Source organism: Bradyrhizobium sp. USDA 241 (assembly GCF_049739505.1).
GTDB lineage: Bacteria > Pseudomonadota > Alphaproteobacteria > Rhizobiales > Xanthobacteraceae > Bradyrhizobium > Bradyrhizobium liaoningense.
The window spans coordinates 1,108,096-1,125,276 of record NZ_JBMGPZ010000004.1; the positions used below are offsets into that span (position 1 = coordinate 1,108,096).

14 protein-coding genes, 1 tRNA gene and 3 pseudogenes are annotated in these 17,181 nt (G+C 65.3%); 9 read left to right on the plus strand and 9 right to left on the minus strand.

Annotated elements, in window-relative coordinates; translation table 11 throughout:
- Nucleotides 1-28: 28 nt before the first annotated feature.
- Entirely contained in the window at nucleotides 29-1,354 is a 1,326-nt protein-coding gene (locus ABIF91_RS15025) for an MFS transporter (protein WP_028177018.1), read from the minus strand.
- Between the two features lie 101 nt (nucleotides 1,355-1,455).
- Here ABIF91_RS15025 and ggt point away from each other — a divergent pair, with 101 nt between their 5' ends.
- Both ggt and ABIF91_RS15035 read left to right on the plus strand, forming a co-directional pair.
- Complete coding sequence (gene ggt, locus ABIF91_RS15030) at nucleotides 1,456-3,207, plus strand: gamma-glutamyltransferase (RefSeq protein ID WP_080659868.1); 1,752 nt, start codon at nucleotides 1,456-1,458, stop codon at nucleotides 3,205-3,207.
- A gap of 95 nt (nucleotides 3,208-3,302) precedes the next feature.
- Nucleotides 3,303-4,599, plus strand: a pseudogene (locus ABIF91_RS15035) (MFS transporter).
- A gap of 92 nt (nucleotides 4,600-4,691) precedes the next feature.
- Here the strand turns inward: ABIF91_RS15035 and ABIF91_RS15040 are convergent.
- Entirely contained in the window at nucleotides 4,692-5,357 is a 666-nt protein-coding gene (locus ABIF91_RS15040; protein WP_028177015.1) for a glutathione S-transferase family protein, read from the minus strand.
- 164 nt (nucleotides 5,358-5,521) lie between these two features.
- On the opposite strand from ABIF91_RS15040, the gene ABIF91_RS15045 reads away from it, so the two are divergent.
- From ABIF91_RS15045 to panE, 4 genes and pseudogenes are all read left to right on the plus strand, one after another.
- Nucleotides 5,522-6,088 (plus strand): DUF2239 family protein, encoded by a 567-nt coding sequence (locus ABIF91_RS15045; RefSeq protein WP_424579224.1) that lies wholly within the window; start codon nucleotides 5,522-5,524, stop codon nucleotides 6,086-6,088.
- Nucleotides 6,089-6,190: 102 nt separating this feature from the next.
- The gene (locus ABIF91_RS15050; protein ID WP_028177013.1) at nucleotides 6,191-7,540 is read left to right on the plus strand and encodes an MATE family efflux transporter; all 1,350 of its coding nucleotides are present in this window, start codon (nucleotides 6,191-6,193) and stop codon (nucleotides 7,538-7,540) included.
- 90 nt (nucleotides 7,541-7,630) lie between these two features.
- Nucleotides 7,631-8,245: a 2-hydroxychromene-2-carboxylate isomerase gene (locus tag ABIF91_RS15055; protein WP_028177012.1), complete on the plus strand. Its 615-nt coding sequence runs from the start codon at nucleotides 7,631-7,633 to the stop codon at nucleotides 8,243-8,245.
- Between the two features lie 106 nt (nucleotides 8,246-8,351).
- Nucleotides 8,352-9,276 (plus strand): annotated as a pseudogene (panE, locus tag ABIF91_RS15060) (2-dehydropantoate 2-reductase).
- A gap of 193 nt (nucleotides 9,277-9,469) precedes the next feature.
- Here the strand turns inward: panE and ABIF91_RS15065 are convergent.
- From ABIF91_RS15065 to ABIF91_RS15080, 4 genes and pseudogenes are all read right to left on the minus strand, one after another.
- A complete protein-coding gene (locus tag ABIF91_RS15065; protein ID WP_028177010.1) occupies nucleotides 9,470-10,063 on the minus strand; it encodes a c-type cytochrome in 594 nt (197 codons plus the stop codon).
- A gap of 191 nt (nucleotides 10,064-10,254) precedes the next feature.
- A pseudogene (locus ABIF91_RS15070) lies at nucleotides 10,255-11,537 on the minus strand (PQQ-dependent sugar dehydrogenase).
- Nucleotides 11,538-11,921: 384 nt separating this feature from the next.
- On the minus strand, nucleotides 11,922-12,908 hold the full coding sequence (locus tag ABIF91_RS15075; protein ID WP_028177008.1) for an NAD-dependent epimerase/dehydratase family protein: 987 nt from the start codon (nucleotides 12,906-12,908) through the stop codon (nucleotides 11,922-11,924).
- Nucleotides 12,909-12,987: 79 nt separating this feature from the next.
- A tRNA-Gly gene (locus ABIF91_RS15080) sits at nucleotides 12,988-13,062 on the minus strand.
- Nucleotides 13,063-13,333: 271 nt separating this feature from the next.
- On the opposite strand from ABIF91_RS15080, the gene trxA reads away from it, so the two are divergent.
- Nucleotides 13,334-14,257: a thioredoxin gene (gene trxA, locus ABIF91_RS15085; RefSeq protein ID WP_028177007.1), complete on the plus strand. Its 924-nt coding sequence runs from the start codon at nucleotides 13,334-13,336 to the stop codon at nucleotides 14,255-14,257.
- 33 nt (nucleotides 14,258-14,290) lie between these two features.
- A complete protein-coding gene (locus ABIF91_RS15090; RefSeq protein WP_028177006.1) occupies nucleotides 14,291-14,968 on the plus strand; it encodes an LON peptidase substrate-binding domain-containing protein in 678 nt (225 codons plus the stop codon).
- Between the two features lie 127 nt (nucleotides 14,969-15,095).
- On the opposite strand, the gene ABIF91_RS15095 is transcribed toward ABIF91_RS15090, so the two are convergent.
- From ABIF91_RS15095 to ABIF91_RS15105, 3 genes are all read right to left on the minus strand, one after another.
- Nucleotides 15,096-15,683: a cytochrome b/b6 domain-containing protein gene (locus tag ABIF91_RS15095; RefSeq protein WP_035669013.1), complete on the minus strand. Its 588-nt coding sequence runs from the start codon at nucleotides 15,681-15,683 to the stop codon at nucleotides 15,096-15,098.
- Nucleotides 15,684-15,718: 35 nt separating this feature from the next.
- On the minus strand, nucleotides 15,719-15,997 hold the full coding sequence (locus tag ABIF91_RS15100; RefSeq protein ID WP_028177004.1) for a PepSY domain-containing protein: 279 nt from the start codon (nucleotides 15,995-15,997) through the stop codon (nucleotides 15,719-15,721).
- 162 nt (nucleotides 15,998-16,159) lie between these two features.
- Entirely contained in the window at nucleotides 16,160-16,510 is a 351-nt protein-coding gene (locus ABIF91_RS15105) for a hypothetical protein (protein ID WP_028177003.1), read from the minus strand.
- 96 nt (nucleotides 16,511-16,606) lie between these two features.
- On the opposite strand from ABIF91_RS15105, the gene ABIF91_RS15110 reads away from it, so the two are divergent.
- Nucleotides 16,607-17,137, plus strand: a complete 531-nt coding sequence (locus ABIF91_RS15110; protein WP_028177002.1) for a TetR/AcrR family transcriptional regulator — start codon at nucleotides 16,607-16,609, stop codon at nucleotides 17,135-17,137.
- Nucleotides 17,138-17,181: the final 44 nt, after the last annotated feature.

The following is a 17,181-nucleotide window of genomic DNA, read 5'->3' on the forward strand; positions in this document are numbered from 1 at the left end:
GCGATGTCCCGGAATGACGGTGGTGCCGCTATTGCCGCACCCGCATCAACAGCCCCAGTCCTGCAACGAAGAACACCACCAGCACGGCCATGCCGGCCTTCTGGCTTGCGGTCACGGCGGTGATCACGCCGATCAAGAGCGGGCCGATGAAGGATGTCACCTTCCCGGTCAATGCGAACAGGCCGAAATACTGCGCGATGCGATCCTTCGGTGCGAGGCGGATCAGCAGTGTGCGGGAGGCGGCCTGGAGCGGGCCGCCGGCTGCACCGATCAAGCAGCCCAGCACGAGATAGGCGCGCTCCGCCGCGCTCCAGAACAGGGGAGCGCCTGCTTGCGGCGGCTCAACCTTGACGAACAGGACACTGTCCTTGTCGACCAGAAGGATCGCGGCCACCGACAGCAGCAGGACCAGCAGACTGCCGGCGATGACGCGCTTCGGCCCGAGACGATCGTCGAGCTTGCCGCCGAGCCACGCGCCGAACGTGCCGGCGGCATAGATGCCGCCAAACGCGAACAGCGACACCAGACCATCGGTGTAGATCATGTTGGCGAGCAGGAATGCCGCAAGCGACTTCTGCCTGGGCAGGCCGTTGATCGATCGCTTCAGTTCGGACAAACCTTCTCGCAGGGCCTCGCGTAACGGGCGCTTGGCTGGATAGTCCGGCGTGAACAGGAACATCGGCGTCACGAAGATGATGAACCATAGCCCGGTCAACGGCCCGGCAGCGCGATCGCCCTGATGAGTCACGGGATCGAGCCCGAACAACGGTGTGAAGCCGAGCAACGTGCGACCGGTCTCGGGATTCGCTGCGAGAAAGCCGAGCACGATGATCAGGCTGACGATGCCGCCGACGTAGCCGGTAGCCCAGCCGGTGCCGGAGAGCCGGCCGATGCGCTCCGGCGGCACCAGGGTCGGCATCATCGCATTGTTGAAGAGGGTGGCGAACTCCGCACCGACGCTGGCGAGCGCGACCGCGGTGAGCAGCAACGGAATGATGGCGTAATCGCCGGGCTTGCCGATCCACAGCGTGCAGGATGCCAGCACCAGCACCACGCCGAAACCTGCGATCCATGGTTTCCTGCGGCCCGATGCATCCGCGATGGCCCCCAGCACCGGCGACAGCAGCGCGATCGCAAGGCCCGCGGCGGCCATCGCAAAACCCCACAGCGACTGGCCGGTGGCGGGATTTGGCGCAACGCTGGTGGCGAAATAGGGGGCGAACACGAAGGTCGTGATCAGTGTGAAATAGGGCTGCGCGGCCCAATCGAAGAAGATCCAGCTGACGACGGCAGCACGCGGCGGATAGGTCCGCTGCGCGCTGGCCATACGCACATCGGGGGCAATCGTCGTCATCCCGCGGTCCTCATCACGAACAGTTTTGTCCCTCTTGGAGCAAACCGTATAGCATTGCTGCGAGGTGTGTGAACCGGCCCGAGGCCGCGGCGGACGTTTTGATGATGTCATCATATTCGACACGACGAACATTCTTCGCCTTCATAGCCACTTTGGCGTTCAGTCTCGCTCCTGCGACCGCTCAGGATGCGCGGCGTGGCTATGTGCCGCCCGCGCGCGACACGGTGCGCGCCGTCGCCGCCGACCACGGCATGATGGTGGCGCAGGAGAGGTTCTCTGCGCAGGTCGGCGCCGACATCCTGCGGCGCGGCGGCAATGCGGTCGACGCTGCGGTCGCGACCGGCTTTGCGATGGCCGTCACCTATCCACGCGCCGGCAATATCGGCGGCGGCGGCTTCATGGTGATCCATTCCGCCGATCGTAACGAAGACATCACGATCGACTATCGCGAGACCGCGCCGGCCGCGACGACGCCACAGATATTCCTCGGCGCAGACGGCAAGCCTGACGCGACGAAGTCACGGGATTCCGCGCTCGGCGTCGGCGTTCCCGGCACGGTCGCGGGCCTCGCGCTGGCATTGGACAAATACGGCTCCGGCCAGTTCACGCTGGCGCAGCTACTCGCGCCCGCCATCGCGCTCGCACGCGATGGCTTCATCGTCAGCGACGACATCGCCGATACGCTGCCGAGCTGGCACCGGCGGCTGGCACGCTGGCCTTCCTCGGCCAAGATCTTCTCGCGGCCTGACGGCACGCCGCTGGTCGAAGGCGACCGGCTGGTGCAGGGCGATCTCGCCGAAACGCTGTCGGCAGTCGCCGCACTGGGACCGCGCGGCTTCTACGAGGGGGAGGTCGCCGAGAAACTCGCCAAGGCCGTAACCGATGCCGGCGGGATCATGACGCCGGCCGATCTCAAGGCCTATCGACCGGTCATCCGCGCGCCGGTGCGCGGCACCTATCGCGGCTACGAGATCGTCTCGATGCCGCTGCCTTCGTCCGGCGGCGTGGTGCTGCTGGAGACGCTCAACATCCTCGAAGGCTTTCAGCTTGCCGATCTGAAGCAGGGATCGCCGGCATCGCTGCACCTGCTGATCGAGGCCATGAAGCGCGCCTATGCCGATCGCGCGCGCTATCTCGGCGATCCCGCCTTCGTCAACGCACCGATCGAGACACTGATCGCGAAGGACTACGCCGCCAAGCTGCGCGCGGGCATTTCTGCCGAACGCGCCACGCCGTCGAAGGAGCTCGTGTCCGCTTCTGCCGCGCCCCGTGAGGGCAGCAACACGACGCATTTTTCCGTCGTCGACGGTCGCGGCAACGCCGTCAGCAACACTTATACGCTGAACTTCAGCTATGGCGTCGGCCTCGTCGCCGACGGCACCGGCGTGCTGCTCAACAACGAGCTCGACGATTTCACGGCGGCGGTCGGCGCTTCCAATGCCTATGGCCTCGTCGGCTTCGAGGCAAACCTGCCTGGCCCCGGCAAACGGCCGCTCTCATCGATGTCGCCGACCATCGTGCTGAAGGACGGCAAGCCGGTGTTGGTGACGGGCTCGCCCGGCGGCAGCCGCATCATCTCGACCGTGCTCCAGGTGATCGTGAACGTTCTCGACTACAAGATGGATGTTGCGGCCGCCGTCGCAACGCCGCGGCTGCATCACCAATGGCTACCGGATGAGGTGCGCGTCGAGCGCGGCTTTCCCGACGACGTGCTGCTCGCGCTGAAGGCCATGGGCCATCTCATCGTCGAGCCGATGGGGCAGACATCGGCGAATTCGATTCTCGTGACGCCGAGCGGGTTGCTCGGCGCGGCCGATCCGCGGACGCGCGGTGCGGAAGCGGCGGGGCAGTAGCCCGCTCTCTGCATGGCACGGCAGCGCGCACCGGCTTGCACAGGCCGGCGTGCGTGTTACCACCGCCGGCCAAAGCAATTGCCAGGGAAACGCACATGACCACCGCCGATCCGAGCCAGCGCATCGAACGCGCCGAGATCGAGGACACCAGCCTGCTCGCCTTCTATCGCGACATGAACGCGCCCGAGCGGCGGGACGTTCTGGGCCTGCGCTGCAGGCTGGGCGCTCGACGGCATGGACTTCATGATCTACCCGCTGGTGATCGGCACCATCATCGCCCTGTGGAAGGTCGATGCGGCCTCGGCCGGCCTTGCGGGCACGGTGACCCTGCTCGCCTCCGCCATCGGCGGCTGGCTCGGCGGCTATCTCTCCGACCATATCGGGCGTGTCAGGACGCTCCAGATCACCATCATCTGATTCTCGTTCTTCTCTCTGGTCTGCGCCGTCGTGCAGAATTTCGACCAGCTCCTGATCGCACGTGCCGTGCTCGGTCTCGGCTTCGGCGGCGAATGGGCGGCGGGCGCCGTGCTGATGGGTGAGGCGATCCGGCCGCAATATCGCGGGCGCGCGGTTGGCTCGGTCCAGTCGGGCTGGGCGGTCGGCTGGGGCCTTGCGGTGCTCTCGCAGGCGATTCTGTTCTCGGTCCTGCCCCCGGAGACGGCCTGGCGCTGGATGTTCGTGATCGGTGCGCTGCCGGCACTTCTGGTGTTCTACATCCGCCGCTCTGTCACCGAGCCGGAGATCGCAGCCGAGGCCCGCGCCAGGCGGGCGGAAACGGGCAGTCATCCGAAGCTCTGGGAGATCTTCACCTTTCCGATCGTGAAGACCACGGTGCTTGCGTCGCTGATGGCGACGGGCTGCCAGGGCGGCTACTACGCCGTCACCTTCTGGGTGCCGCAATTCCTGACCAAGGAGCGGCACCTGTCGATCGTCGGATCGACCGGCTATCTCGCGACGCTGATCATCGGCTCCTTCATCGGCTATCTCGTGGGCGCGTGGCTCGCCGACCGGATCGGGCGACGCAATCTGTTCCTGATCTTCTCGATCGGAGCCATGGCGGTGGTGCTTCTCTACACACAGCTGCCGCTGACCAACGAGATCCTCTGGATACTCGGTTTCCCGCTCGGCTTCTTCGCCTCGGGCTATTTCTCCGGCATCGGCGCGTTCCTGACCGAACTCTATCCGACGCGGCTGCGCGGCTCGGGCCAGGGCTTCTGCTACAATTTCGGCCGCGGCATCGGTGCGCTGTTTCCATTCCTGGTCGGCGCGCTGTCGGCGACGACGTCGCTCGCCAATGCGATCGCGATCTTCGCGGTGGTGGCTTACGCGGTGTTCTTCATCGCCGCCTTCGCGCTGCCGGAGACGCGCGGACGCGTGCTGTACGCGGACTGACCTGTCATCCCGGGACACGCGAAGCGTGAACCCGGGATCTCGAGATTCCGGGTTCGGTGCTACGCACCGCCCCGGAATGACGGGAGAGAGACCTACCGCCCGACCTGATACGGCCCGCCCTTTTCCAGCGCGCGCGCATAGGCTGGCCGGGCGTGGATGCGCTCCAGGAACGCCATCGCCCTGGGATGGCCCTGCTCGAGCCCGCCGCGCGCCTGGGCTGCTTCCAGCGGAAAGCTCATCTGGATGTCGGCCGCGGTGAACTCGCTGCCGGCGAACCACTCGCTCTTGGCAAGCTCGCCTTCCCAATAGTCCATGTGCTGCTTGAGCTGCGGATTGACCAGCGCAGTCAGCGCCTGGTTGCAGACCTTGCGCACCAGCGGGCGCAGCAGTGCCGGCGCGCGCTTCGGCATCAGCGTGAACAGCAGCTTGAGCAGCAGCGGCTGCATCGCGGATCCTTCCGCATAGTGCAGCCAATAGGTGTACCGCAGCCGCTCCGGCGTGTTCGGCGGCGGGATCAGCCGGCCGTTGCCGTAGGTCGCGATGAGATATTCGATGATCGCGCCCGACTCGGCGATGGTGTTGCCGTTGTCGGTGATGACCGGCGACTTGCCGAGCGGATGGATGGCGCGCAGCTCATTGGGCGCGCGCATGTCCGGCTGGCGCTGATAGCGCACGATCTCGTAGGGCACGCCCAACTCCTCGAGCAGCCACAGCACGCGCTGCGAGCGGGAATTGTTGAGGTGGTGAACGGTCAGCATCGCGGGGTCCTCAGGGCTAGGCGTGGTCGATCGGCCGAGCGTTCGTGCCAGCCCGGGAACACATTGTCGAGGCGCCGGTGCGGATATTTTCACCCGGGTATATTGACGCCGGCAATTTACCCGGGTATTAAGCTGCCACCACGATCAATATGGCAATGATTCCAATGCAAGGGACCTACACAGCGTTCGTCGGCCAGCGCCGGCTGGCCTCCGGCACGGCCGGCGAGGTCGCGCTCGCCGTCAAGCGGGCAACGCAGCCGCTGGACCAGCCGGTCATCATCTTCGACGACGGGACGGGCCGGTCGATCGACTTCGACCTGCGCGGCGACGATCGCGAGGTGCTGGCGCGGCTGGACAAGCTGGCACCGCCGCCGGCCGAGGCGGCCGAGACACCCGCAGAGCCGCGCGGCCGCGGCCGGCCGAAACTCGGCGTGGTCGCGCGCGAAGTGACGTTGCTGCCGCGGCACTGGGAGTGGCTCGGCGCGCAGCCGGGCGGCGCCTCGGTCGCGCTGCGCAAGCTCGTCGACGACGCCAGGCGCGCCAGCGGCGCCAAGGACCGCGAGCGCCAGGCGCGCGATGCGGCCTATCACTTCATGTCGACCATGGCCGGCGATCTGCCGCAGTTCGAGGAGGCCTCGCGCGCGCTGTTCGCAGATGACCGACGGCGCTTCACCGGACTGATCGCCGATTGGCCGACTGATATCCGCGACCACATCGTCAAGCTCGCCTGACAGCGACCGCGCTTAAAGCGCAGCGCTCTTCACAACCCCATCGACGGCCGGGCCGCGCATCGCGCGGCAACGGCTTCGCACGCCCTGATGAAAGGCCGATCCATGTCCGCTCCAAAGCCGCTCTGGACCACATTCCTCCGCTTCCTCGCACCCTTGATGCTGAGCAACGCGCTGCAATCGCTGTTCGGCACCGTCAGCAATGTCTATCTCGGCCAGATGATCGGGGTCGATGCGCTCGCCGCAGTCTCGGTCTTCTTCCCGGTGATGTTCTTCCTGTTCGCCTTCGTCATGGGACTGAGCACCGGCGCCACCGTGTTGATCGGCCAGGCCTTTGGCGCGGGCGAGCACGGCCGGATCAAGGTCATCGCGGGCACGACGCTCGCAGTCGGCCTGCTGCTGTCGATTTCGGTTGCACTGGTTGGCGGGCTCTTCAGCCGTCAATTGATGATGGCGCTCGCCACGCCCGCGGACATTCTCGATGAGGCCAGCGCCTATGCGAGAATCATGCTGCTGACGATGCCGCTCGGCTTCGTCTTCCTGCTGATGACCGCAATGATCCGCGGCGTCGGCGACGCGCTGACGCCGCTGCTGGCGCTGGCGTTGTCGACTGCGACCGGCCTGATCCTGACGCCATTGCTGATCCGCGGCGCGCCCGGATTGCCGGCGGCGGGCATCACCAGCCCGGCGTGGGCGTCTGCGATCGCCAATGCGACGACGCTGATCGTGCTGGGGGCCTATCTGCTGCGGAAGAAGCACGCGCTCGCGCCGGACGCTGCGTTGCTGGGTCACCTGCGGCTGAACGGCGCCGTGCTCGGAAAGGTCCTCGGCATCGGACTGCCTAGCGCGATCGGCATGGTGGTGATGGCGATCGCCGAGCTGGTGCTGCTCGGCCTCGTCAACGGCTACGGGTCCGACGCCACGGCCGCGTACGGCGCGGTCAACCAGGTGATGGGCTACACGCAGTTCACGGCGATGTCGATTTCGATCGCGGTCTCGATCCTCGGCGCCCAGGCTGTCGGCGGCGGCGACAGGACGCGGCTCGACAGCATCGTCCGCACCGGCCTCATGCTCAACCTCGTCCTGACCGGCGGGCTGGTGGCGCTGATCTATCTCGCGCCGCGCGCGGTGCTCGGCATCTTCATCACCGATGGCGCCGTGCTCGATCTGGCGAAAGGGTTGCTGTACATCGCCTTGTGGAGCTCGGTGCCATTCGGCCTCGCCACGGTGTTTTCAGGCGCGATGCGTGCGGCCGGTGTCGCGTTCACACCGATGCTGCTGTCGATCTTCGCGATTGTCGCGATCGAACTGCCGGCCGCGGTGATCCTGAGCCGCACGATCGGCCTTGCAGGTGTCTGGGCGGCCTATCCGATCGTGTTCTGCGCCATGTTCATTTTGCAGATGGGCTATTACCTCCTGGTGTGGCGCAAGCAGGCGATCCAGCGGCTGATCTGACGGCCTTAAGTATTATGACCGTCATTAAACGGTGGACCTGTGGCGCGGCCTGCGCCACAATGACGAAAAGCGACGTCAGGGAGAATGATTTTGACCCGTACCGCCCCGCAATTCCTGTTCGACTTCGGCAGCCCCAACGCCTATCTCAGCCATCTGGCGATTCCGGCGATCGAGCAGCGGATCGGCGTCAAGTTCGAATATGTGCCGATCCTGCTCGGCGGCATCTTCAAGTCGACCAACAACAAGTCGCCGGCGGAGACCCTGGCCGGCATCAAGAACAAGCGCGAATTCCAGGCGATCGAGACCGAGCGTTTCATCAAGCGCTTTCATGTCCAGCCCTATGTCTGGAATCCGCATTTCCCCGTCAACACGCTGAACCTGATGCGCGCGGCAATCGCGGCTCAGCTCGAGGGCGTGTTCGAAAAATACGTCGAGGCCGCTTTCCACCACATGTGGCGCGAGCCGAAGAAGATGGACGATCCTGAAATCGCGGCGAAGGCGCTGGCGTCCTCCGGGCTCGACGCGCAAAGGCTGTTCACCCGCGCCGGGGAACCTGAGGTCAAGGGCAAGCTGATCAAGAACACCGAGGAGGCGGTCGCCCGCGGCGCCTTCGGCTCACCGACCTTCTTCGTCGGCAACGAGATGTTCTTCGGCAAGGAACAGCTGCGCGAAGTCGAGGAGATGGTGCTGGAAGGGGGCGAATAGGGGAATGGCGAACAGCGAGTCGTGAAATTGTGACTCGTCATTTGCGGCCTCTCACCCTATTCGCTATTCCCTACTCGCCATTCGCCTCGTTCAACGGAGCTCTGCAATGCGTATTCTCGTAGTCGGCGCCGGCGCAATCGGCGGCTATTTCGGTGGCAGGCTATTGCAGGCCGGCCGCGACGTCACATTCCTGGTCCGGCCACGGCGCGCCAGCGAGCTCGCAAGCGCCGGCCTGATCATCAAGAGCCCGAATGGCGACGTGACCTTGAAGAATCCGCCGACCGTGCAGGCGGACGCGCTCAAGGACAAGTTCGATGTCGTGCTCTTGAGCTGCAAGGCGTTCGACCTCGACGACGCCATCAAGTCGTTTGCCGCGGCGGTCGGACCTAACACCGCGATCATTCCGATGCTCAACGGCATGAAGCATCTCGACACGCTGGATGCCAGGTTCGGCAAGGAGCGGGTGCTCGGCGGCCTCTGCGCCATCGCCGCGACCTTGAACGAGAAGCGCGAGGTGGTGCAGCTCCAGCCGATGCAGTCGATCAATTACGGCGAGCGCGACGGCAAGATGTCGGACCGGGTGAAGGCGATCGACGAAGCCTTCAAGAGCGGCATCACTGGCGCCACCGCCAGCCAGAACCTCATGCAGGACATGTGGGGAGAAGTGGGTGTTCCTCTCCTCGCTCGCGGCATCCACCAGCCTGATGCGCGCCTCAGTCGGCGACATCCTTGCGGCTCCGGGCGGCCGGGATTTCCTGCTCGGCATGCTGGACGAGACCAGCGCGATCGCCGCCGCGTCCGGCTATCCGCCGGGCGGGCCGTTCTTCGAGCGGGTGAAGGGCAACCTCACCGCCGAAGGCTCGCCGATGACCGCCTCGATGTTCCGCGACATCAAGGCCGGCCTGCCGGTCGAAGCCGATCACGTCATCGGCGACCTCATCGCGCGCGCCGACGCCGCCAAGGTGCCGGTACCGAAGCTGCGTATCGCGTACACGCATCTGAAGGCGTATGAGAGGCAGCGCGCGGGGTAGGTCGTAACCACACACTCCGCTGTCGTCCCGGGGCGCGCGCAGCGCGAACCGGGGACCCATAGCCACAGGGAGTGGTTATGGAGCGAAGTGGTGACTCCGAGTCTTCGCAAAACGCCATCTTGTGGTTATGGATCCCGGGCTCGCGCTGCGCGCGCCCCGGGATGACGAGTTGTGTTTGCCGCAGCATCCCGCGTTATTTGAAATGCGCGAGATAGTGCGAGACAGCAGTGATCTCCTCGTCGCTCATGTGATAGGCGACGTCCGCCATCGCGGCGACGCCGCCGCCGACGCGCTGGCCGGCCTTGTAGTCGTGCAGCGCCTTGACGAGATATTCCTCGCGTTGCCCCGCGAGCCGCGCGACCGCCTTGGTGCCGGCATAGCTGTCCGTATGACATGAGGCGCAGCGGCGGCCGGCGGCAACCTGCGCGCCCTTCTTCGACAGGTCCGGATCTCCGTCCTCGGCTCCCTTCGGCGGCGTCAGCGAAGAAAAATAGGCGCCGAGATTGCGGATGTCCTCGTTGGTGATCTCCTCGACGATCGGCTGCATCTGCTCGTTCTTGCGCGAGCCGGCGCGAAAGAACACCAGCTGCCATTGCAGGAATTGGTCGGGCTGGCCGGCGAGCGAGGGGATGTTCTCGGTCTGCGAGATGCCGTTCTCGCCGTGACAGCCGGCGCAGACCTCCGCCTTGGCCTTGCCGGCGGCGACGTCGGCGGCGCTTGCGGGGAGGAAGGCAAGCGCGAAGAGCGCAACCGTGCTGATTGCGGACGAGATGAACTGCCGGCGCATGATGGGAATTCCGATCTGTCGAGGTCGTCATTCCGGGGCGCGCCACTGGGCGCGAACCCGGAATCCATAACCACGGATCGGGGTTATGGGTTCCGGACTTGCGCGCAAGTCGCGCAATCCGGAACGACGGTGAATCAAACAAATGTGGCTGCGGCGCCTTTCGGCCGTCGCAGCCTCGTGTCGTACGCGCGCTACTTCTTGCTGTAGCTGATGCGGTAGATCGCGCCGGCCCAATCGTCGGCGACGAGGATCGACCCGTCCTTGGCGAGGATGATGTCGTTGGGACGGCCGAGATAGCCCTGGTCGCCCTCGAGCCAGCCGGAGGCGAAGATCTCTCGCTTTTCGGGTTCTTGCCGTCGGGTCCGACGATCACGCGCACGATCCGTGCGCCCTGGTACTTGTGCCTGTTCCAGGAGCCGTGCTCGGCGATCAGGATGTTGTTCTTGTACTCGGCGGGGAATTGGTCGCCGGTATAGAACTTCATGCCGAGCGGAGCGACATGGGCGCCGAGATTCAGCACGGGCGGCGTGAACTCGGAGCATTTGTGGCCCATCGCGAACTTGTCGTCCGGCAGATTGCCCTGGTGGCAATAGGGGTAGCCGAAATGCTCGCCGATCCGGTTGATCATGTTCAGCTTGTCCGAGGGCAGGTCGTCGCTGATCCAGTCGCGGGCATTCTCGGTGAACCAGAGCTTGCCGGTGCGCGGATCGACGTCGCCGCCGACGGAGTTGCGAACGCCGAGCGCCCAGATTTCGGCGTTGCCGGTCTTGGGATCGACGCGGCGGATCTGCGAGACGCTGGTCGGCGGGATACCGATGTTGAAGGGCGGTCCGAACGGCAGGAAGAACCAGCCTTCCTTGTCGACCGCGATGTATTTCCAGCCATGCGCGGCATAGGACGGCATGTCGTCATAGACGACCTTGCCGTCGCCGAGCTTGTCGAGATTGGCCTCCGCATTGTCGTAGCGGATCAGCTTGTCGACGGCGATGACGTAGAGCGCGCCGTCCCTGAAGGCGAGACCGGTGGGCATATTCAGGCCCTTGAGGACGGTCTTGACCTCCTTCTTTCCGTTGTTGTCCTTGATGGCATAGACGTTGCCGAGGCCGAACGAGCCGACGAACAGCGTGCCCTTGTCACCCCAGGCCATCTGCCGCGCGGCCAGCACGCCCGAGGCATAGACCTCGATCTTGAAGCCCGGCGGCAGCTTGATCTTCTTGACGATGTTGGCGAGCTCGGCGTCGGAGGCGCCGGTCGGCGGGCCCGAGGGCGGCGCCAGGCCCTTCTGCGCCTCGGTCTCGTCGCCGAGGAACCAGTCGTCCGGCGGATGGGTCCAGAACTCCTTGGTGCCGGATTCGTATTTCTTCAGCGGCTTGCTCTTGTCCTGCTGTTGCGCATGGCCGGCGCCGGTCCCCGCGAGAAGGGCAACCGCTGCAAGCGCCAGAACGGATTGAAAGACGGATCGATGAAATTGCATCGCGTCACTCCCCTAAGGCAGCCGTCAGGGCTGCGCGTTATTTTGGTTTTGCCAGTCGAGAGACGAAGTTTCGGGTCCGTCAGAACGACAGACGCAAAAAGGTTAGCACATCTGCGAACGGTGAGAAGCGCGCCGCCTGCACCGCGTTCGCGCTCCGAAAAAATTGAGACGGAATGTCAATGAGGGGGCGAACGCCGCGATGACAACGCTCTCGCTGCAGCGCGGAATCGTAGTGGCGCGCGGATCGTTTTGCCGACGGCACGAGGGGTGCTCGTGCAAAAACGCGAAAACAACCCCATGCACAGTAGAACGGCTCAGACCGGCGCGCTCCCGGCGACGCCGGCCAGACATCTGAAGCGTCGAGCAAAATGGCGATTGCGGCGCTTACGAGGCGACGGGGTAGGGGCCGTCGTCGAACACCGTGTCATGATAGCCCTTCGACCCGATCTCGCGTGCCAGCGTGCTGCGATAATCGCGATCGCCTTGCAGGCTGTGCAGCACATGCGCGAAGTCGAATTCGGGCCGCCAGCCCAGCTCGCGCCGCGCGCGGTCGTTGACATAGACGCGGTCGATCGCGGGGAAGAGCCGCCAGCCGCGCGCCGCATAGAGCTGCGCGCACTCCGGATAGAGCTCGCGCACGACACGGGCCGCATCGCGCGCGAGCGCGGCGAGATGACGCTGCTCGAACGGGCTGGTGGCCGAGACGATGTAACGGGCGAAGCCGATCTTCGGCGCGCGTTCGGCGGCGAGCAGATGCGCGCTCACGGCGTCCGCGATATCCAGCCGGCGATAGAGCAGCTCGTTGGCCTGCGCATTCTCGAGCGCGCAGGCCGACCGCATCAAGGGATCGTCGTCGTCCTCGGGGAAGAAGCGCGAGGTCCGCAAGACCACGACGGGCAAACCGCGCTCGCGAAAGAACAGCTCGCAGAGGCTCTCGGCCATCAGCTTGGTGGTGCCGTAGATATTCTTCGGCACCGACGGCAGATCCTCGGTGACCCACACGGCGGCCTGCCCCGCCTCGGGGCGCAGCTGCGAGCCGAACGCGCTGGTGGTGCTGGTGAAGACGAAGCTCCTCACGCCCGCCGCCGCGGCCGCCTCGAGCAGGTTGAGCGTGCCTGATACGTTGGTGTCGACGAAGTCCTGCTTGGCGTGGGTCGCCACATGCGGCTTGTGCAGCGTCGCGGTGTGGATCACCGCCGCGACGCCGTCCATCTGGCGCCGCACGAATTCGGCATCGACGATCGAGCCGACGGCATCGGTGAAGGGGGAGGGCTTGAGATCGATCCCACGCGCGGGACAACCGCGCCCGCGGAGCGTCCGGAGAATGGCTTCACCGAGATGACCGGCACTGCCGGTGATCAGGATTGTCATGCGAAACTCAACAATACAGCCGTCAGCGGCGCGGAAAACCACGGCCCGACCCGGTTCGGCTGGATGCTCTGGGAAAAATTGGAGCGGGCGAAGGGGCTCGAACCCTCGACCCCGACCTTGGCAAGGTCGTGCTCTACCACTGAGCTACACCCGCATCCTGTGTCGGTCGCGTGACGCGCCGACAACGGCTGTCGTATGCCAAAAGCGGGAGGGGAATGCAACAGCTACCGGCGGCCTCAATTCGCAATTGAGGGCCCCAATGGACCCCGAAGCTCGCCAAATCGACCGGAAAGGCCCCGGAACCGGCGAATCGGAGGGCCTGGATTGAAATTCGGCCCATTCGGCCCAATTTAGGAGCCGACCACAAGCATATGATGTGGCGGCGTGCTAAAGAGCCGTCATTCCAGACATGAAGAGGGAATCCCGTGACGATCATCGACCAGGGTAACGGAGCGGCGGGCCCGGCTGCGGCCGACCTGATCAAGGACACCACCACTCAGACCTTCGTGAAGGACGTCATCGAGGAATCGAAGCGCCAGCCGGTGCTGATCGATTTCTGGGCGGAGTGGTGCGGCCCCTGCAAGCAGCTCACCCCCGTGCTCGAAAAGGCTGTGAAAGCGGCCAAGGGCAAGGTCAAGCTGGTCAAGATGAACATCGACCAGCATCCGGCGATCCCGGGCCAGATGGGCATCCAGTCGATCCCGGCCGTGATCGCCTTCGTCAACGGCCAGCCGGCCGACGGCTTCATGGGTGCGGTGCCCGAGAGCCAGATCAATGCCTTCATCGAGCGCCTGACCAAGGGCGTCACCGCGCCGGGCGAGGTCAACGTCGCCGAGATCGTGCAGGAGGCTGAAGCGGTGCTCGCCGAGGGCGATACGGCGGCGGCGGCGCAGATCTATGCCGAGGCGCTCCAGCACGATTCGACCAATATCGCGGCACTTGCCGGCCTTGCGAAGTGCTACGCCGTCTCCGGCGCCATGGAGCAGGCCAAGCAGACGCTGGCCATGGTGCCCGAGTCCAAGCGCAACGACCCGGCCGTGAAGGCGGTGCAGACCGCGATCGATCTTGCCGAGCAGGCCAAATCACTTGGACCGGTCGCCGAGCTGGAACAGAAAGTCGCCGCAAATCCGCTCGATCATCAGGCCCGGTTCGACCTCGCCACCGCGCTCAACGCACAAGGCAATCGCGCGGCGGCGACCGAGCAGCTGCTCGAGATCATCAAGCGCGACCGCAAGTGGAACGACGACGGCGCCCGCAAGCAGCTGGTGCAGTTCTTCGAGGCCTGGGGCGGCACGGATGATGCAACCGTCGAAGGACGGAAACGTTTGTCGACGATCCTGTTTTCGTAAGGGCGCGCTGGCGACGCCAGGGGGACCGGGCAGATGCCGATCAACATCGAATATCGCGGGCCCGCCGACCTCCCGGAGATCATTCCGGTGTTTCCGCTGCCGGGCGCGCTGCTGCTGCCCCGCGGCCAGATGCCGCTCAACATCTTCGAGCCGCGCTACCTGGCGATGGTCGACGATTCCCTTCGCGACGGGCATCGCCTGATCGGCATGATCCAGCCAGACGCGGCGCATTCGCCGAAGAATTCCGACAAGCCGGCGCTGTTCCGCGTCGGCTGCGTCGGCCGTATCACCCAGCTCGCCGAATCCGGCGACGGCCGCTACATCCTCGAGCTCACAGGCGTCGCGCGCTTCAAGCTTGTCGAGGAGCTCGAAGTGCTGACCGCCTACCGGCAGTGCAAGGTGGACTTCTTCGCTTTCGTCGACGACTTCACCGCGCGCATGGGCGAGGAGGAGGTCGATCGCGAGGCGCTGCTGGCCGTGCTGGCCGACTTCCTGAAGGCCAACAATCTCAAGGTCGACTGGGAAGGCGTCGAAAGCGCGCCCAACGAGGCGCTCGTCAACGCGCTGGCGATGATGTCGCCCTATGGCCCGGCGGAGAAGCAGGCGATGCTGGAAGCGCCCGACCTGAAGACCCGCGCCGAGATCCTGATCGCCGTCACCGAGATGGACCTCGCCAAGAAGCGCACCAGCGGCGATCCGCCGCTCCAGTGAGACTGTAGGCACTACAAGCTCATGCCCGGGCTTGACCCGGGCAATCCACGTCTTTGCCACCCAGAAGAACGTGGATGGCCGGGACAAGCCCGGCCATGACGAGGAGGGAATCTGGCCTTCGAAATTTTTACGAATGATGCCGGATACGCTTGCGTCCGGTGATCATCGCGCGGATCAGGTTCTCGCGCTGCAGAATCCCCATCACCAGCACACCCAACACGTGCAGCACGACCAGAACGATGACCGCGTCCGATGAATAATGGTGGGTGTCTTCGACCCACCACACGCCGAAGAAGGTGACGGTCACCGACATCGTACCGGTGATCGTCGAGACGGCGAGTGAGGCCAGCAGCGCGACCAGCATCAAGCTGCCGGCGGGATTGAGCCCGATATAGCGACCGGTCATCCCGCGCCGGAGATTCCACAGATAGTTCGGCGCGACGCGCAGCCTGACACCGAGCATCCGGAAGCGCGAATAGCGGCTTCCCATAAAGCCCCAGAGCAGGCGGAAGGCGATCAGGCCGATGACCGCATAGCCGACGATGCGGTGAACGCCGTCATACACGGTCGGCGTGAACCACGCGATCAGAACCGAGATCGCGAGAATCCAGTGCCAGAGGCGCAGCGGGAGGTCCCAGACCGCGACCGTCCGCGAGACAAGTCGATTCGCCGGTGTCCTGTCGGACACCCCGCGCTCCTCCGGCACTTGTTTCATCAAGCCCACTTCGCTTCGGGGCTCACGCGCGCAATCTATTTGGCGATCGTGTGCTTCAGGCTGAGATCCTCGGGGCTGTAGAACAGCTCGTAGAGCTTGCCTTCCTTGACGCCGTAGACCTCGTAACACGAGCCCTCGACCTTGGAGCGGCGCACCTCGTAGCCCGCCGCCTTGGCCTTGGCTTCGGCTTCGCTGGCCGGCTTCCACGACGCCTTGGCGAGCTTGGTGCAATCCTTGAAGCCGTCGGCCATGGCCGCCGATCCCATGCCAATACCGATCGTCAGTGCAATGGCAACAACACGAATGACCTTCACGAACGTCTCCTCCTCTCGTGTGCGCGCCGCAGAGCCGCGGGGCGCACCGAAGGAAGCAGAGGAGGTGATGAAGTCAATCGGGTACGGGCCTGGTTCGCTTTAGATAAGTTCTAACATGGCCCACCGCGGCGGCCTTACGCCTCACAGGCCGGATGCGCAGCGCTAGTAGCCGGCGACCGCGAGCGCGACCACTGCACCCATGCCGACCCAGCCGAAATGGCGGCCGCGCATGGCGAAGGCGTTGGCGAGGGCCGCAAAGCCGAACACGATGGCGAGCGTGGCGACGATCCAGTGCCGGGCGAGGCTCGACTCCAGCCGGGGCGCAACCAGCAGCAGCACGCCGCCGCCGACCCATGCCACCGTGCCGGCCTGCCAGACCAGTCGGATCAGCGTGCGCAGGCGCGCCGGCTCGATGCTGGCGCGGGCGAAGACCTTGGTCTCGCCGAGCACGCCATGGATGAGCGCCAGCACGATCGCGGCGAGGCCGGAACATTGCAGGAGAAGGTCGCGCATGGGGCATGCTCCATCCGTACAGTACTGTATGGATATATGCACCGCTTGCCCCGGGCTGTCAATACATTAGTGTATGGTCGCCATCTGGAGCCCGGCATGACCGAACAGCTTTCCGCCGGCGACTGGACCAAAGAGGGCCTGAAGGTGCTCGCCAAAAGCGGCTTCACGGCGCTGAAAGCCGATCCGCTGGCCAAGGCCATGGGCGTCTCGCGCGGCAGCTTCTATTGGCATTTCGCCGATCTGGCCGCGTTTCACGCCGCCGTGCTGAAGCGCTGGCGCGAGATCGCGGCCGAGCAGATCATCGCCGACGTCGAAGCCGCCAGCGACGAGCCGCTCAAGATGCTGCTGCGGAGATCGTTTGGCGCGCGGCTCGACCTCGAGCGCGCGGTGCGCAACTGGGCGGCGTTCGATGCGGCGGCGCAAGGGGCGGTCCGCGCAATCGACCGCCGCAGGCTCGACTACATCGAGGAGCTGCTGGGCAAGCGTGGGCTCACCCCGGCGACGGCGCAGGCGCGCGCGCAGATCCTGTACTGGACATTTCTCGGCTTCGCCCTGTCGGGCCCGCCGCTGCCGGCCGCGCGGCTTCAGGCCCTGCTCGACGAGCTCCTGGCGATGCTCGCCGCTTAGGCCCGTGATGGGCGGGCGCGAATTTCTGTGCTAAAGCCTACCGA